The organism is Stakelama sediminis (assembly GCF_014199335.1).
Taxonomy (GTDB): domain Bacteria; phylum Pseudomonadota; class Alphaproteobacteria; order Sphingomonadales; family Sphingomonadaceae; genus Sphingomonas; species Sphingomonas sediminis.
This window is the reverse complement of sequence record NZ_JACIJI010000002.1, coordinates 303,610-320,109: the sequence shown is the minus strand read 5'-3', so window position 1 is coordinate 320,109 and position 16,500 is coordinate 303,610. Positions and strand designations below refer to the sequence as shown.

The 16,500-nt window shown below is 60.6% G+C and carries 10 protein-coding genes; 4 read left to right on the top strand and 6 right to left on the bottom strand.

Translation table 11 applies throughout. The annotated features are described in order from the left end of the window. Positions 1 to 10: 10 nt before the first annotated feature. From FHR23_RS08040 to FHR23_RS08025, 4 genes are read right to left on the bottom strand one after another with little or no spacing between them, the layout of a single operon-like run. Positions 11 to 1,336, bottom strand: coding sequence for an NAD(P)H-dependent oxidoreductase (locus FHR23_RS08040; RefSeq protein WP_184002689.1), 1,326 nt, complete (start codon positions 1,334 to 1,336; stop codon positions 11 to 13). Between the two features lie 4 nt (positions 1,337 to 1,340). Then, positions 1,341 to 2,114: a glucose-1-phosphate cytidylyltransferase gene (gene rfbF, locus FHR23_RS08035; RefSeq protein ID WP_184002687.1), complete on the bottom strand. Its 774-nt coding sequence runs from the start codon at positions 2,112 to 2,114 to the stop codon at positions 1,341 to 1,343. After that, positions 2,111 to 3,175, bottom strand: coding sequence for an NAD-dependent epimerase/dehydratase family protein (locus tag FHR23_RS08030; protein WP_184002685.1), 1,065 nt, complete (start codon positions 3,173 to 3,175; stop codon positions 2,111 to 2,113). Before FHR23_RS08030 ends, rfbF begins: the two co-directional genes overlap by 4 nt. A gap of 21 nt (positions 3,176 to 3,196) precedes the next feature. Continuing rightward, positions 3,197 to 4,177: a glycosyltransferase gene (locus FHR23_RS08025; protein WP_184002683.1), complete on the bottom strand. Its 981-nt coding sequence runs from the start codon at positions 4,175 to 4,177 to the stop codon at positions 3,197 to 3,199. 275 nt (positions 4,178 to 4,452) lie between these two features. Here FHR23_RS08025 and FHR23_RS08020 point away from each other — a divergent pair, with 275 nt between their 5' ends. Next, positions 4,453 to 4,770: a PilZ domain-containing protein gene (locus tag FHR23_RS08020; protein WP_184002681.1), complete on the top strand. Its 318-nt coding sequence runs from the start codon at positions 4,453 to 4,455 to the stop codon at positions 4,768 to 4,770. Between the two features lie 267 nt (positions 4,771 to 5,037). Here the strand turns inward: FHR23_RS08020 and recG are convergent, their stop codons facing one another. After that, positions 5,038 to 7,098 carry an ATP-dependent DNA helicase RecG gene (recG, locus tag FHR23_RS08015; RefSeq protein WP_184002679.1) on the bottom strand — a complete coding sequence of 687 codons (2,061 nt, stop codon included), beginning with the start codon at positions 7,096 to 7,098 and terminating at the stop codon, positions 5,038 to 5,040. Positions 7,099 to 7,270: 172 nt separating this feature from the next. Between recG and FHR23_RS08010 the strand changes: the two genes are divergently transcribed. Both FHR23_RS08010 and mfd read left to right on the top strand, forming a co-directional pair. Next, complete coding sequence (locus tag FHR23_RS08010) at positions 7,271 to 7,537, top strand: FAD assembly factor SdhE (protein ID WP_184002677.1); 267 nt, start codon at positions 7,271 to 7,273, stop codon at positions 7,535 to 7,537. Between the two features lie 104 nt (positions 7,538 to 7,641). Then, positions 7,642 to 11,100, top strand: a complete 3,459-nt coding sequence (gene mfd / locus FHR23_RS08005) for a transcription-repair coupling factor (RefSeq protein WP_184002675.1) — start codon at positions 7,642 to 7,644, stop codon at positions 11,098 to 11,100. Between the two features lie 59 nt (positions 11,101 to 11,159). On the opposite strand, the gene FHR23_RS08000 is transcribed toward mfd, so the two are convergent. Next, a complete protein-coding gene (locus FHR23_RS08000) occupies positions 11,160 to 12,683 on the bottom strand; it encodes a catalase (RefSeq protein WP_184002673.1) in 1,524 nt (507 codons plus the stop codon). A 241-nt stretch (positions 12,684 to 12,924) separates the two neighbouring features. Between FHR23_RS08000 and FHR23_RS07995 the strand changes: the two genes are divergently transcribed. Next, positions 12,925 to 16,317, top strand: coding sequence for a glycosyltransferase (locus tag FHR23_RS07995; RefSeq protein WP_184002671.1), 3,393 nt, complete (start codon positions 12,925 to 12,927; stop codon positions 16,315 to 16,317). The last annotated feature ends 183 nt before the right edge of the window (positions 16,318 to 16,500 follow it).

Below are 16,500 nucleotides of genomic sequence, written 5' to 3'. Positions count from 1 at the left end.
CCGCCCCGTTTCAGGCCGCAACCGACTGTCGGCCGAACAACGCGCATTGTTCGGCATACAGGCGATCCACCAGACGATCGGCGGGCAGTTGCACGTCGCTGAAGCGCAGCGGCTGATCCCTGACCACAGGACGGATGACGGTCGCGCCAATGGCAATGCCCAGGGGCAACAGGTCATCGCGCTCCATGACGTCGCTGTTCTCCGCAACCCCATAACATTCATGGCCGCCGAATTCGGATATCTCCTCCCCTGGAGACAGCGGCTTCTTCGCCACCGCGATGACGCCTACCTGCGGCGCACCCGCCGGCGCCAGCACAGCATCGCCGAACAGCGCCGCCCGCGCGATGGCGGTCGGCACCTCGAAATGGCAGAGATGATAGGGTGTGTAGAAACAGTAATAAGGACCGGTGCCGAGCTTGTAGAGATTGAGGAAATGCTGCTGGCGCGGGTCATCATGCGTGCCCAGCACGAACACGCCGGGCCCGGGTCGCGCGCCGACGACATAATCGACCAGTCCTGTGTCGGCAGCGTCCAGCACTTCGGCAAAGGCCGAAACCGTTTCCTCAAGCGGCACGAGCGGTGCGGTCGGATTGCCGCCCGAAAAATCGGGGCCGAGCATCCCCCGGCGCGCAACCCGAAAACCGGTGCCGTTGGCGACGATCGCCTGCTCGAACGATATCTTGGTACCATCGGCAAAGGATGCGACCATTGCGGGCTTCTGCCCCCATTTTTCGGCAAAGGAACGTTGCGTGGTCGGGTCACGATAGGGATCGTGCAGTCCCTTGATATTGCCGCACAGCACCGGCGTCACACCCAGCCCCTTCACGAAGCGATAGAGGTTCATCTGAACCCCCGGCTGATCGCCATCGGAAAAGCTGTAGAGCACACCGGCCGCATCCGCCCTCGATTTCAGGATCGGCCCGACCGTACCGTCCAGTTCGGCGTTCATCTGAACCACATGCTTGCCGGCATCGATTGCGGCGATGACAACCTGAGCAGCATATTCGATTGAGCCGGTCACTTCGACCACCACGTCGACACCATCCGCCTGTGCCAGGCTAATCGCATCTTCCGTGGCAACCGGCTGTCCCGCAGCAATCGCGTTTTCGATTGCGCCGCGCCCTTCGCAATATAGCGGCTTGATATTCACATCGGCGAAAGCGGATATCGCTTTCCGGCCATTTCTATTGGCAACGCCGACCACCCGCATACCCGGTGTTGACGTGACGATCTGACGCACGATGGCAGCACCCTGAAACCCCGCGCCGACCACCGCCACGCGTATCGGATTGCCTTCCGCCTCACGCTTTGCAAGCGCCGTATCGACCAGGATCATCGCGTCACTCCCACACGCGCCAGGGCGCCCCGTTTTTCCATTCGGCTTCCAGCAGGTGCCGGTCGCGCAGCGAGTCCATGCTCTGCCAGTATCCTTCGTGCCGGAAACTGGCGAGTTTGCCGCGCTCGATCAGCCGCTCCATCGGCTCCGCTTCCAGCACCGAACTGTCATCGTCGATCAGGTCGATCATCTCCGGCTCGCAGACGAAATAACCGCCGTTGATGAGGCCGCCATCGCCCACGCCTTTTTCACGAAAGCCGAGCACCTGCCCGGAATTATCGCTGAGCTTCAGCGCACCGTAGCGTCCCGGCTGCACCACTGCGGTCAGCGTACACCATGCCTTTTGTTCGCGGTGATGGTCGATCAGGCGCGGCAGATCGACATTACTCAGTCCGTCGCCATAGGTCAGACAGAAACTGTCATTCCCCAGCACCGAGCGCGCACGCCGGATACGGCCGCCCGTCATCGTATTCAGCCCCGTATCGAGCACGGTCACGCGCCAATTCTCGCTCACCGCGCTCACCCAGTCGACCCCGCCCGATCCCAGATCGATGGTAAAGTCGCAATGGTTCGACCGGTAATTCAGAAAATAGTCACGGATGAACTCGACGCGATAGCCACCGAGCACCACGAAGTCCGTGAGCCCGTAATGGCTGTAATATTTCATGATATGCCACAGGATAGGCTGCCCGCCGATTTCCACCATCGGTTTTGGACGGACCTGCGTTTCCTCGCTCAGCCGCGTTCCGAAACCACCGGCAAGAAGCGCTACCTTCATGCCGCTGCCTTTCGTTCACCCTGTTGCCATTGCAGACGTTCCGACAATCGCCCGGAAGACAAATGCCCCTGAAGCGTGTGCAGCCGGATCAGGGAGGAGTGCCTGAAATCCGCATCGGCAAAACCCATACCCCGCAATCCGGCGATAAGTTCGGCGATCGACCGTTCGAGCATCACCAGCGGCTGATGTCGGGGGGCGAGCCGTTCAAACAGGCCGAAATCGACCTGATAGGACCGGCTGTCGACCGGTGCGTCGGTATTGATCGAAATCGCCGTTCCCGGCAGCGCCCGACCGACTGCCTCAGCCAGTTCCCGGACCTGATAGTTGCTTTTGGTGCTGCCTGCGTTAACAACAAGGAAGCGTCCGCCATTGTCCGCCGCCCGTCCCGACGCCCAGGCGATGGCACGCGCCATATCCTGCGTATCGATCAGGGGGCGCCAGGGCGTCCCGTCACTCAATACCGTGATCCGCCCGGTCGCCATTGCGCCCGCCACGAAATCATTGAGGACGAGATCCAGACGCAGCCGCGGCGACATGCCGCAGGCAGTCGCGAACCGCAGGCAGGTAATCACCATATCGCCGTCAAGCTCGGCCAGCGCCTGTTCAGTCCCGATCTTGGAGGAAGCATAAGCGGTCATGGGATTGAGCGGATCCCCCTCCCGCCGCGCGCCACCGGAGGCGACCCCATAGACGCTGCAACTCGATGCGAAGACAAAGTGACCGACCCCCGCTTCACTTGCCGCTTTCGCCAGAGACACGGAGGCATCCTGATTGATCGCGCGCGTCACCTGCGCAAAGCGATCGCCCATCGGATCGTTGGATATCGCCGAGAGGTGGACGATCGCATCGAAACCACGAAGATAATCGGGATCAATTGCCCGGACGTCAGCATAGACCTGATGGTCGATATAGCGTTCCGGGTTTTCCTGCGCGTTCGTCAGGCAATGCGCAAAAAAACCAAGGTCATAGCCGTGGATTTCGGCAAGAGGATATTCGCTGCGCAACTGTCGCACGACAGCAGGGCCGACATATCCCAGATTTCCCGTGACCAATATTCGCATTTCGTCAGGCCCCTTTGCTGCTCACCCCTTCAGGAGTATCCTTTCCCGTTCCGGCGCTGTTTCCGGTGGTGTCGGCACGCTGTTCCTCTGCGTGCCGCATGCGCCCACCTGTTCCGGTTCGGGATTAAAGAAGATCCCCTGAACGATCCCCGTCAGCACGATACGCGCCTTGTGAAATTCACGACGCGCCATCAATTGCATGACAAGCTTCAGATTGTTCACGATCCGTCGCAAAACTGCGCGTTTGCGACGATATTTTCGGTCGATATAGATGTCGTTCCGAATTCTGTGGCGATGCCAGGCAACGCGCACCGCATTCTGCTCGGTGACGATATCGGGTGCCCCTGCGGCCGCGCGGACATGCTCGACATGGCTGCTTCCAACCAGAAAACCGGGTGCCTCTCGGGTGACCCTCAACGTATATTCGCTATCTTCCCCCCAGATGAACATGCGTGACAAAGGCAATCCAAAACGCTGGATCGTCTTTCGTGGAAAGAGCGCCGAGACAAAGGTGGCGCGCGATACCGGAACCAGTCCGTGCTCCAGAAATTGCGACCAGTGCTGGTAAGCAAGAGCATTGAGGCGATGGTCCACATCAGGAACGTTGGTCACTGCGCCGGAAGGGGCGTGTGCTTTTGACACGAGATACGGCACTTGCTGTCCTTGCTCTCGCAGCAATGAAAAAGCTTCGAGCAGCTTTTCGAGTGCGTTCGGGTCGCAGATAACATCGTCATCCATCATCCAGACGAAATCTGCGCCGCTTTCGTAGCCAAGTTTCAAGGCCGTATTAAAGCCGCCCGCGGCACCAATATTACGATCTATCCGATGAAAATACACTTTCTCGCTATCATATTTGCTAATAATGTTTTCGGTTCCATCGGAACTTCCATTATCAACAACTATAATTTTTGTTTTAATCGCTTTTTGATCAAGTATTGACGAAATGCACCTTTGAACAAGGTCAATACGATTATATGTCAATATGGCCGCAACCACCTCCATGGAAGTCCCCCTTCCTAATAATGTTTGCGGCCCCGATTGGTTGATATTATTATCAGCGTGGAATTAATCCTTCGATGGCTAAAAAGGTTTAATACCATGGCCGTGCCACTAGCACTTTGATGTATCATGCCTGCGGAACCCTGCGCCTCACACGATCGGCCGGCATTCAATTCACGGTGAGAAAACAAGAACAAATTTCCGTTAAACCTGTTTTTTCTCAAACAGTTCAGAATTTTCCGCCTATCCCTGCTATCGAGTACAGGGGCTAATCAGCTATGTTTTACGGCAATCTTGCGCTGGATGATGAGCGATCGGTGGATCGCGATACGGTACAGTATCGCACCCGTCTGATCGGCCCGGACGCGCAACAGATTTCCGTGTTGATCGTCAATATCTCCGCTTGCGGGCTGATGATGCGGTGCGACACCGAACTGGCGGAGGGCGATAGCGTGGAAATCAGCCTGCCCAAGCTTGGCAATATCGATGCGGAAGTGCGCTGGTGGCTGGGCGGTCGCATGGGATGCCAGTTCCGTCAGGTCATTGATCGCGCGCAATATTTCGACATGCTGTCAGCATTGGTCCGCCTGAGCTAAACTAGGCCGTGAACCCATAAACGGCACCATCGAGGCGTCCAAATGGCGAACAGATCGGGCCGAACGACGCGCGGCAAAGGCTCTTTGCCTTTGCAAGCGGCGTTCGGTTCGAGATGGAAGCCATTTGGACGTCCCTGCGGGATTTGGCCCAAATGGCCCGGTGCAGCGTCGAAAAGTCTGAAAATATTGACATATTCCTGCGCCTTTCCTCCTTGCACCACGTCATTTTGGCTCAAACCTCGATAGTGCCGTTTATGGGTTCACGGCCTAACCCGATCGCAACAGGCCCACTGCTGAGTCGCGTTCGAACAGATATAGGGCGACTCGCGCTGCTGCGCCGCGCTCGCCTTCCAGCCCGCCATCGCGATCAATCAGCAGACGGGCATCGGCATTCGCGGCCGCCAGCAGCGTTTCAAGGCTTTCGGGCGTCGCCAGCCGAAACTGCATCTCGCCCGATTGCCGCGTGCCGAGCAATTCTCCGGCCCCACGCAACCGCAAATCCTCCTCCGCGATACGGAAGCCGTCATTGGTTTCGCGCATCAGGGCAAGCCGTGCGCGCGATGTCTCACTAAGGCTGCCGCCGCGCAGCAACAGACAGATGGAGCGACCACCGCCGCGCCCCACCCGTCCGCGCAACTGATGAAGCTGGGCAAGGCCGAACCGGTCGGCACCCTCGATCACGATCAGCGTCGCATTGGGCACGTCAACGCCCACCTCGATCACCGTGGTTGCAACCAGCACGCTGAGTTCCCCGCTGGAAAAGCGCGCCATCACCGCATCCTTTTCCGGCCCCTTCATACGACCGTGAACAAGGCCGACCTTCCCCGCGAACCGGGAGGTCAGCGTCGCGGCGCGATCCTCCGCCGCGGCAAGATCGGTCTTGGCGCTTTCCTCAACCAGCGGGCACACCCAATAGGCCTGCCCCCCGCCCGCGATATGACGGCCCAGCGCCTCCACCACCTCGGCCAGCCGCTCATCGGAGATGACGCTGGTTTCCACCGGCTGGCGACCCGGCGGCATCTCATCGAGGCGACTGACATCCATCTCCCCATATTGGGCAAGTGTCAGCGTGCGCGGAATCGGGGTCGCCGTCATCACCAGCAGGTGCGGCGGCACCTTTGCCTTGGCCTGCAACATCATACGCTGGGCAACGCCGAAGCGATGCTGCTCATCCACCACAGCCAGGCCCAGGTTGCGATACTCCACGCCCTGCTGGAAAATCGCATGCGTGCCGATCAGGATGTCGATCGTCCCGTCGGCAAGGCCCATCAGCGTAGACTCGCGTCCCTTCCCCTTGTCGCGTCCGGTCAGGATGGCGAGGTTGACGGGAAGTCCGGCGAGCATCTGCGACAGCGTCTCATAATGCTGGCGCGCGAGGATTTCCGTGGGGGCCAGAAACGCCGCCTGTGCATCCGCCTCCACCGCCATCAACAGCGCCATCAGCGCCACCAGCGTCTTGCCCGATCCGACATCGCCTTGCAGCAGGCGCAGCATGGGGCGTTGCTGGGCAAGGTCGCCCTCTATCTCCCTGATCGTGCGTGCCTGTGCGCCGGTGGGGCTGTACGGCAGGTTCAGCATGGCACGCAGCCGCCCGTCGCCGGTCAGCGGCCGTCCACGCTTTGCCCGCGCGGCACCGCGCACCAGCAGCAACGCAAGCTGGTTGGCAAAAATCTCGTCATAGGCGAGCCGCTCGCGTGCCTTGGCATCGGCGGGGTCGGCGTGGATCCGCGCCAGTGCCTCGCGCCAGTCGGGCCAGCCATGCCGCTCCTTCAGCCCCGGCTCGATCCATTCGGGCAAGACGGGTGCCCGCTCGATCGCCTGCGCGGCAAGCTGCGCCAACCGCTTTGAGGTCATCCCCTCCGACAGCGGATAGATCGCCTCCCGCTCCGGATGGTCGTCTGCTTCCGCGGGCGGGACGACATAATCGGGGTGGATGATCTGCAGTTCCTGCCCATAGGTTTCGAGCTTGCCCGAAACCCGGCGCGCCTCTCCAAGGGGCAGCAGCTTCTTCACCCAGCCTGAAGAGCCGCCGAAATAGACAAGGCTGACCATATTGCCCGCAGCATCCGTCGCATGCACCCGCATCGGCCCGCGCCCGGCACTGATACGATAGTCCGTCGGCGTCAGCGTGATCGCGATGACTCGTCCGGCGTCGGCCATGTCGAGCTCGTCGCGCGGCAGCCGATCGATCCAGCCGGTCGGCAGGTGAAAGGCGACATCCACCACACGCTCCAGCCCCAGCCGCTCCAGCGGTTTGGCAAGCGCCGGGCCCACGCCTTTCAGTGCGGTGATCTCGGCAAAGAGCGGGTTGAGCAGTTCGGGACGCATCAGAGTGCGAATAGGACAGACATGCGCGCGGGGAAAGCGGGGGCGACAGAAATGCGCATACGCGACGCTCATCTCCGCCACTGGCCTTTTGCGAAGAGACTCCCTATTTCCACCACTGATGAAGCCGACTGCGTCCTTTTGCGCTGCCGGCCATGTTGCTGTTGGAGCTGTGATGGACCGCGAAACCCGCCTTAAACGCCTGCGATTCCGTGCATGGCATCGTGGCACCAAGGAAGCGGACCTGATGATCGGCGGGTTTTTCGACGCGCATCATCTGGCATGGAACGATGCCGAGATCGCCCAGTTCGAAACCCTGCTGGAAGAACAGGACGTCGATATCATGGCATGGGCGCTGGGTACGCAGCCGGTGCCGAAGCGCTTTAACGGCGACATGATCGCTGCCATGCGCAAGCTGAATTTCGTCCCGATCGCGAAATAGGTCAACTTAACGTCACCCCAGCGCAAGCTGGGGTCGCCCAATTTCAAGCGCATTGCTTATCCGAAAACGATCCCAGCTTTCGCTGGGATGACAACAGAAACCCGATGCCTGACCTTCAAACTCTTCTTTCCGCCGACCAGCCGCTGACCCTGTCGGGCGTCCCCGCCGGGTTCCAGCCGGTGTTGCTTGCAGATCTGGCGCGGGCCACGCCGGGCGGCGCGGTGTTCATTGCTCCCGACGAAGCGGCAATGCGCGCGATTGCGTCCACCGCGCCCTATTTCGCGCCGGAGCTTGAAGTCATTTCCTATCCGGCATGGGATTGCCTCCCCTATGACCGTGCCAGCCCGACGCTGCGTGTCATGGCCGAGCGGCTGGCGGCGCTGCATGCGCTCCAGCAAAAGGCAAAGGGGCCACGCCTGTTCCTCACCACCGTCAATGCCGCGACGCAGCGCACGCTGACCCGTTTTCGTATCCGCCAACTGGTGGCACGCCTGGCGCCCGATGAACGGATTTCGCTGGAGAAGCTGTCCGCGCTGTTACAGGCAAACGGCTATACGCGCGTCGATACCGTCAATGACGCGGGCGAGTTCGCGGTACGCGGCGGGCTGGTCGACCTGTTTCCGTCGGGGTCGGAGCAGGCGTTGCGGCTGGATTTCTTTGGCGACGAGATTGAAAGCGTGCGGACTTTCGACCCGGCCGATCAGCGTACCACGGGCCGGGTCGACGGCTTTACCCTGCTCCCGGCATCTGAAACGCTGCTCGACGAGGACAGCATCAAGCGCTTCCGTTCACGCTATCGCGATCTGTTCGGCGCAACCGCAACCGGTGATCCGCTCTATCAGGCGATCTCGGAAGGGCGTCGACTGGCAGGCATGGAGCACTGGCTGCCGCTGTTCGAGGAGCGGCTGGAAACGCTGTTCGACCACTTGCCCGACGATGCGGTGGTGTTGCGTGACGCCAATGATTCCGGTGCCGCCGATGCCCGGTTCGAAGCGATTGCCGACTATCACGCCAACCGCGTGCGCGCGCAATCCGGCGATCCCGGCAGCTATCGTCCGCTGGGTGAGGATCGGCTCTATCTGCTACCCGATGAATGGTCGGAGCGGCTGAAGACTATACGAGCGCATACCACCACCCCTTTTCACGAGCCGGAAAGCGCGACCGTGCTGGACTTTGGGGTGGACGGGCCACGCGACTTCGCTCCGGAGCGTGCGGCGAACGCCAATGTGTATGAGGCGGTCGTTGCCCATATCGCATCACTGCGCAAGGACGGCAGGAAGCCGGTGCTCGCCAGCTACTCGCCCGGCGCGCGCGAACGCCTTTCCGGACTGCTCGCCGATCATGGCCTGACGGGGATGCGGGAGGCTGAGGACTGGCACCATGCGCTGGGTGCCGCCGACGCAGGCGTGGCACTGGTTGTCCTCCCGCTCGATCACGGCTTTACCGCGCCCGACGTTGCGGTTCTGACCGAACAGGACATGCTGGGCGACCGGCTGGTGCGTCGGCGCAAGCGCAAGAAATCGACCGACGCGTTTCTGAACGAGCTTGCGACACTTTCGCCCGGCGATCTGGTCGTCCATGCCGAGCATGGGATCGGGCGGTATGAGGGGCTGATGTCGATTCCGGTCGGCCAAAGCCCGCATGACTGTGTGGCACTGACCTATCTCGGTGGCGACAAGCTCTACGTCCCGGTCGAAAATCTGGAAGTGCTCTCACGCTACGGTTCCAGCGAGGAAGGCACCAGCCTCGACAAGCTGGGCGGTGAGGCCTGGCAGCGCCGCAAGTCGCGCATGAAGGAGCGCATCCGCGAGATCGCGGGCGAACTGATCGCCACCGCCGCCAAGCGCGCGCTGCGTCAGGCACAGGTCGCGGAACCCGATGCGGGCGGCTATCCGGCATTCGTCGATCGCTTCCCCTATGAAGAAACCGACGATCAGGATCGCGCGATTGCCGATGCGTTGAACGATCTTGGCGCGGGCAAGCCGATGGACCGGCTGATTGTCGGCGATGTCGGCTTCGGCAAGACCGAGGTGGCGTTACGCGCCGCCTTTGTCGCGGCGATGGCGGGGATGCAGGTCGCGGTGGTGTGCCCGACCACCCTGCTCGCACGCCAGCACTTTCAGAACTTCACCCAGCGGTTCGAAGGTTTTCCCATCGAAATCGGCCGCATGTCGCGACTGGTGCCCGCTGCCGAGATGAAGGCAACTAAAGAGAAGCTGGCCGACGGGACCATCGACATCGTCGTCGGCACCCACGCCTTGCTCGCCAAGGCGGTCGAGTTCAAGCGGCTGGGGCTTGTCGTGGTGGATGAGGAACAGCGTTTCGGCGTGACACACAAGGAGCGGCTGAAGGGGCTGAAAGAGGATGTCCACGTCCTGACGCTGACCGCAACGCCGATCCCGCGCACATTGCAGATGGCGATGAGCGGTCTGCGCGAGCTGTCGGTGATCCAGACGCCGCCGGTCGACCGGCTGGCGGTCAGAACCTATGTCATGCCATGGGATCCGGTAGTGCTGCGCGAAGCGTTGCTGCGCGAACATTATCGCGGCGGGCAGAGCTATTTCGTCACGCCGCGCATTGCCGACCTGCCCGATATCGAGCAGTTCCTGCGCGAGGAAGTGCCAGAGGTGCGCTATGTCGTCGCGCATGGCCAGATGGCCCCGAGCGAAGTCGAGGAGCGTATGAGCGCTTTCTATGACAAGAAGTTCGAGGTGCTGGTCTCCACCACTATCGTCGAAAGCGGCCTCGATATTCCGTCCGCCAATACGATGATTATCAACCGCGCTGACAAGTTCGGACTGGCCCAACTCTACCAGCTACGTGGACGCGTCGGCCGGGCGAAGACGCGCGCCTATGCCTATATGACGACACCGCCCGAACGGCAGATGACGGAGGCTGCGGCCAAGCGCCTGACGGTGCTGAGCGACCTTGAAAGTCTGGGCGCGGGGTTCCAGCTTGCCAGCCACGATCTCGACATTCGCGGTGCGGGCAATCTGCTGGGCGACGAACAGTCGGGGCACATCAAGGAAGTCGGCTACGAACTCTATCAGTCGATGCTGGAAGAGGCGATCCTCGACGTCAAATCGGGCGGACTGAAAGACGAACGCCCACGCGACCTGTCGCCGCAGATCACCGTCGATGCGCCGATCCTGATTCCCGAAGACTATGTTCCCGATCTCGACCTGCGCATGGGTCTGTACCGCCGCCTGAACGAGGTGGAGGACAAGCAGGGGATCGAGGCGTTTGCGGCCGAGATGATCGACCGGTTCGGCAAGCTGCCCGACCCGACCGAAAACCTTTTGCGCCTCATCGAGACCAAGCTGAATGCCAAACGCGCCTGTATCGCGAAAATAGATGTTGGCCCGCGCGGCGCGCTTGTCACCTTCCATGAAGACAGATTCCCCAATGTCGATGGCCTGCTCGGCTATGTCGAGCGGCTGAAGGGCACGGCAAAGCTGCGCCCCGACATGAAGCTGGTGATCACTCGGGCATGGGGCGATCCGAAGGCACGGTTGAACGGCGCGCTGCAACTGTCACGCGGACTGACCAAGGCAGCGGGATAAGAAAAAAGGCTGCGGACTCAAAAAATCCGCAGCCTTTTGCAGGGTATGAGACGCGGCCTTTATTCGGCCGGTTCGGGGATTTTGACGGCGGATGCCATGCCGGGCTGGTCCGACTTGCCGCCCAGCTTGTCGCGTACGCCCTTCTCGATGTTTTTGCCGGTTTCCTCGTCGATATTGCGCCAATATTCGAAAGCGCGTTGCAGCACCTTCTCACTCACGCCATCGCAAAGATGGCCGACGACATTGCCGACAAGGCGTGCGCGCGCCGCATCATCCATGACATCGCGGACCAGCTTGCCTGCCTGGCTCCAGTCATCGTCGTCTTCGCGCAGCGTATAGGCTTCACGCACCATCTCGCCATCGGCCTGCCACAGCCCCGCCTCGCCGGTGAGGTCGGGCTGCGCCGCCGGACCGCCATAGCTGTTCGGTGCATAGACGGGATCGGAGACATTCTCGACCCGCATCGCACCGTCCTTGCTATAGCTGTGAACGGGACTTTTCGGCTTGTTGACCGGGATTTGCTTGTAATTGACGCCCAGCCGCGCGCGATGGGCATCGGCATAGGAAAAGCCGCGGGCAAGCAGCATCTTGTCCGGCGACAGGCCGACGCCCGGCACCATATTGTTCGGTTCGAATGCCGCCTGCTCGATCTCGGTATGAAAATCGGTGGGATTGCGGTCGAGCACCAGCTTGCCGACCTCTATCAGCGGGTAATCCTCGTGCGGCCAGACCTTGGTCAGGTCGAACGGGTTGATGTGATAGGTCTTTGCATCCTCATAGGGCATGACCTGCCATTTGAGCGTCCAGCTGGGATAATTCCCCCTGGCGATATTTTCGAACAGGTCGCGACGATGGTAATCGCCATCCGACCCCGCCAGCCTGTCCGCCTCTTCCTGGCTCAGATAGGCGTTGCCGTCGCCCTGATCCGTGTGGAAGTGGAACTTCACCCAGAACTTCTCCCCATCGGCGTTGATGAGGCTGTAGGTGTGGCTGGAATAGCCGTTCATCTCCCGCCAGTTTTTCGGGATACCGCGGTCCCCCATCAGATAGGCGACCTGATGCGCGCTTTCGGGGGATAGCGTCCAGAAATCCCACTGCATATCGTGGTCGCGCATATCATTGTCCGCGCGCCGTTTCTGACTGCGGATGAACTGCTGAAACTTGATGGGATCGCGAATGAAGAAGATCGGCGTGTTATTGCCGACCATGTCAAAATTGCCTTCCTCGGTATAAAGCTTCAGCGAAAAACCGCGCGGATCGCGCCAGGTGTCCGGGCTGCCGCGTTCGCCTGCCACCGTCGAAAAACGGATCAGCGCATCGGTTTTCCTGCCGGGCTGAAACACCTTTGCCTTGGTGTATTTGCTCACATCCTGCGTCACTTCGAAATGGCCGAACGCACCGCCGCCCTTGGCATGGGGCTGACGTTCGGGAATGCGCTCCCGGTTAAAGTTCGCCATCTGCTCGAGCAGATAATGGTCGTTGAGGACGATCGGCCCGTCGCGTCCGATCGTCAGCGAATGTTCGTCGCTCTGAACGCGAATACCGGCGTCGTTGGTGGTATGCGGAACGGTCTTGTCAGCCATGACGGCCCCCTCTCGAATTTGCGGAAAAACACTATGGTATCTACCCGTGGAGGGGGTGCATGGTTCCCCCGCTTGTCGCTTTTTAACCGCGATGAGCCGTATTCAGGCTGGCTGCCGGCACCCGTTTCTCCGATGGTATGACGAAAAACATGTGCAGCCGCCATTCAGGTTGAAAAAACTAATAGCATTCGGCACCACGCCTGCTATGGGCGCGCGTTGCTTTTGAGATGGCGCTCGCCCCATGGCTGATCTTTCGGTTTTCTACGATGCTTCCGGACGTAGAAAACGCCGTTTTCTTATTGCCGTTATCGCCTTTATCGCGCTGCTGATTCTGGCAGCCGCGGTCTTTTTCGTATCCGTCGGTGCGGTACCGAACGCGCCATTGCTGCCGTTCCGGTCGGAAGCGCAGGCGATGCGGAAGCTGCAGCCGCCGCATCAAAGTGTATTCGTGCGCACCAAACGCAATATCGACTGGTACGCCCGGCATATTTTTGGAAGCAGTCCGGCAAAACATGCGGCCACCGATGTTCCGCTGGCCATCGCCTTTTCCGCGCCATGGGATCCGTCGAGCACCGCTTCGCTGCAACGGCATATCAATCAGCTCGACTGGCTGATTCCCGGATGGCTGTCGATCACCGGCCCCGATCATCACATTACTCAGTTTTCCGACAATTCGGGACGTGCCATCATCAATCAGGCAGTCCATAGGCCGGTCATCCTTCCGATGATCCAGAATGTCCTGAACGATCAGTGGGACAGCAAGGATACCGCCGCGCTGCTGCATGACCCACACGCGCGAAACGCCCTGCTCGACACGTTGAGCAATTATGTCACCCGCAATCATGCAGGCGGCATATTCTTCGACTTCGAACAACTGCCGCGCTCAGCACAGCGCGACTATCGCGATGTTCTGGCCGAGGCGCATCGGCGTTTCGCGCCTCATGGATGGGTGGTTGCGATTGCCGCACCGGTCGGCGATCCGGACTGGAACCTGCCCGCCTATGCCCGGGTCGTCGATAAGCTGTTCCTGATGACCTATGACGAACATGAAACGAGCGGTCCGGCAGGACCGATCGCATCGCAGCAATGGTTCGCACAAGAGGTCGCACACGCTTCTCGCGGTATCCCGCGATCGAAACTGGTCGTTGCGTTCGGCAACTATGCCTATGATTGGCACGATCATGGCGGCGATTCTCTGAACGTCGAGGAAGCATGGCAGGAAGCGGCCGATTCGGGTGCTATGCCGAGCTGGGACAAAGCCAGCGGCAACTCCGGATTCGCGTTTCAGGACGGCGACAGCCGCCATGTGATCTGGCTGCTCGACGCCGCATCGGCCTATAATCAGCTACATTTCCTGAAGCAGGCGGGGATTGATGAAGTCGCCCTGTGGCGACTGGGGTCGGAAGACCCCGGTCTGTGGTCAATTTTCGGTCGCGACCACCGGGCACTGCCTGCACCATCCGCAATCGATGCCATTCCGGCCGGTACGAATGTCGATATTGAAGGCGCCGGCGAAATCCTCAAAATCACTGCTTCGCCGGTATCCGGCGACCGTGTGGCAACGGCATCGAAGAACGGCTTGATCGACGATGTCGTGTTTCGACGTCTGCCGTCGCCCTATGTGGTGAAGCGAACCGGCAATATCCGCGGTGACCTGGCCTTGACGTTCGATGATGGACCGGACCCGGAATGGACGCCCAAAATCCTGTCCATCCTCGAAGCAAAGCATGTCCCGGCAACCTTTTTCATCGTCGGCGAAAATGCTCTTACGCAGCGCAGCCTGTTGCAAAGAATGATCCGCGACGGGGATGAGGTCGGCAGCCATACCTATACCCACCCCAACCTCGCCAATGTCTCGCATCGCCAGGTGATGCTGGAGCTGAACGCCAATCAGCGCCTGTTCCAGGCCTTTACCGGCCATTCGCTGCGTCTCTTCCGCGCACCGTATCTCGGCGATGCTGAACCCACGACCGCCGACGAAATCGACCCCGCACTTCAGGCGCAAAAACACGGCTATATCGAGGTTGGCCTGCACGTCGATCCGAACGACTGGAAACGGCCGGGCACGGATCAGATTATCCAGACCGTCATCAATGAAGTGCTGAAAGCTGCGCCCAGTTGCGGTCCGAACGCCGACGCGGCTTGCAGTCGCAACATCATTCTGTTGCATGACGGGGGAGGCAATCGCGCGCAAACCGTGGCTGCGCTGCCCATCATTATCGATCAGCTGCGCGCGCACGGCTATCGGTTCGTACCCGTTTCCACCCTGGCTGGCCTGTCGCACGAAACGGTGATGCCGCCGATTTCTCAGAGTGACCGGATGATGGCGGGGGCCGATCTGGCGCTGTTTACGATCCTCGGCGGCATCGTTATTGCATTGCGCTGGCTGTTCTTCTTTGCGATCAGCATCGGCATCCTGCGTGCAATCACCCTGTCGGCGCTGGCATTGATTCAGGCGCGGCGCGAAAATCGCGAGGTGTTCCCGGAAATTGATCCCCGACGCTCGGTGACGGTTCTGATCCCTGCGTTCAATGAGGAACGTGTAATCGAACGGGCCGTCAACGGGGTGCTGGCGTCAACCGAGGTCAGAGTCGATGTGATCGTTGTCGATGACGGCTCAACCGACCGTACAAGTGCCGTGGTTGCGGAGGCTTTTGCGGGTAACCCGCGCGTCCGCCTGCTGACGCTGGAAAATGGCGGCAAGGCCCGGGCACTCAACCGGGCGCTTGAGCTGGTCGAATCCGAAATCGTCATCGCACTCGACGCCGACACGCAGTTCGAGCCGACCACCATCGCGCGTCTTGCACGCTGGTTCGAAGACCCAACCCTGGGCGCGGTGGCCGGGAATGCCAAGGTCGGCAATCGCGTCAACCTCGTCACCCGCTGGCAGGCGCTGGAATATGTCACTGCACAAAATCTGGAACGGCGTGCGCTGGGCAGGCTGAACGCCATCACCGTGGTGCCGGGTGCAGTCGGTGCCTGGCGGCTTGAGGCCATCCGTGCGGTGGGCGGTTATCCGCACGATACGCTGGCCGAAGATCAGGATCTGACCATCGCGATCCAGCGCGCGGGCTGGACGGTGCGGTACGACCAGTTCGCGGTAGCGTGGACGGAAGCACCCGAAAGCTTCAGGTCGCTGGCCAAGCAGCGCTTCCGCTGGGCATTCGGGACACTGCAATGCTTGTGGAAACATCGCGCGGTGATGGCCACCGGCAAGCCACGCGGCCTCGCCCGGATCGGGTTGCCGCAGGCGATCGTGTTCCAGATCGTGCTGGCGGCGATATCGCCGATCATCGACCTCGCCCTGCTGGTCAGTTTCTTCACCACCTACCTGGCGGTCGAAGCGCACGGCTGGGCACAGACATCGCACGATGTCGAAAAGATGCTCGCCTACTGGCTGGTATTCACGGCAATCGACCTGCTCGCTGCGACGGTCGCCTTTGCACTTGAGCGGCGTGAACGCTGGCGGCTGCTGTGGCTGCTCGTTCCGCAGCGGATCGGCTATCGACAGGTGATGTATTATGTCGTGCTGAAAGCCATCGCTCAGGCGGTACGCGGCCCGCAGGTCGGCTGGGGCAAGCTGCAGCGGACCGGCCGCGTCGTCACCGGGACGAAGCAGGCTAAAAAGAGCTGAGACTACGCCAGACCCTTTCGGCGCACCTAAAATTGAGGCTTCACTATCGCATACGGATACCACGTCGGATGTTTCTTTTTGACACGCCGATTCAATGGCTTGACTCCGGTCTTGTTATCGCAACCATAGGCATGGTTTAAGAACCACATCCGACATTGGCGTTTCCGGGATGATCGCTCGTTT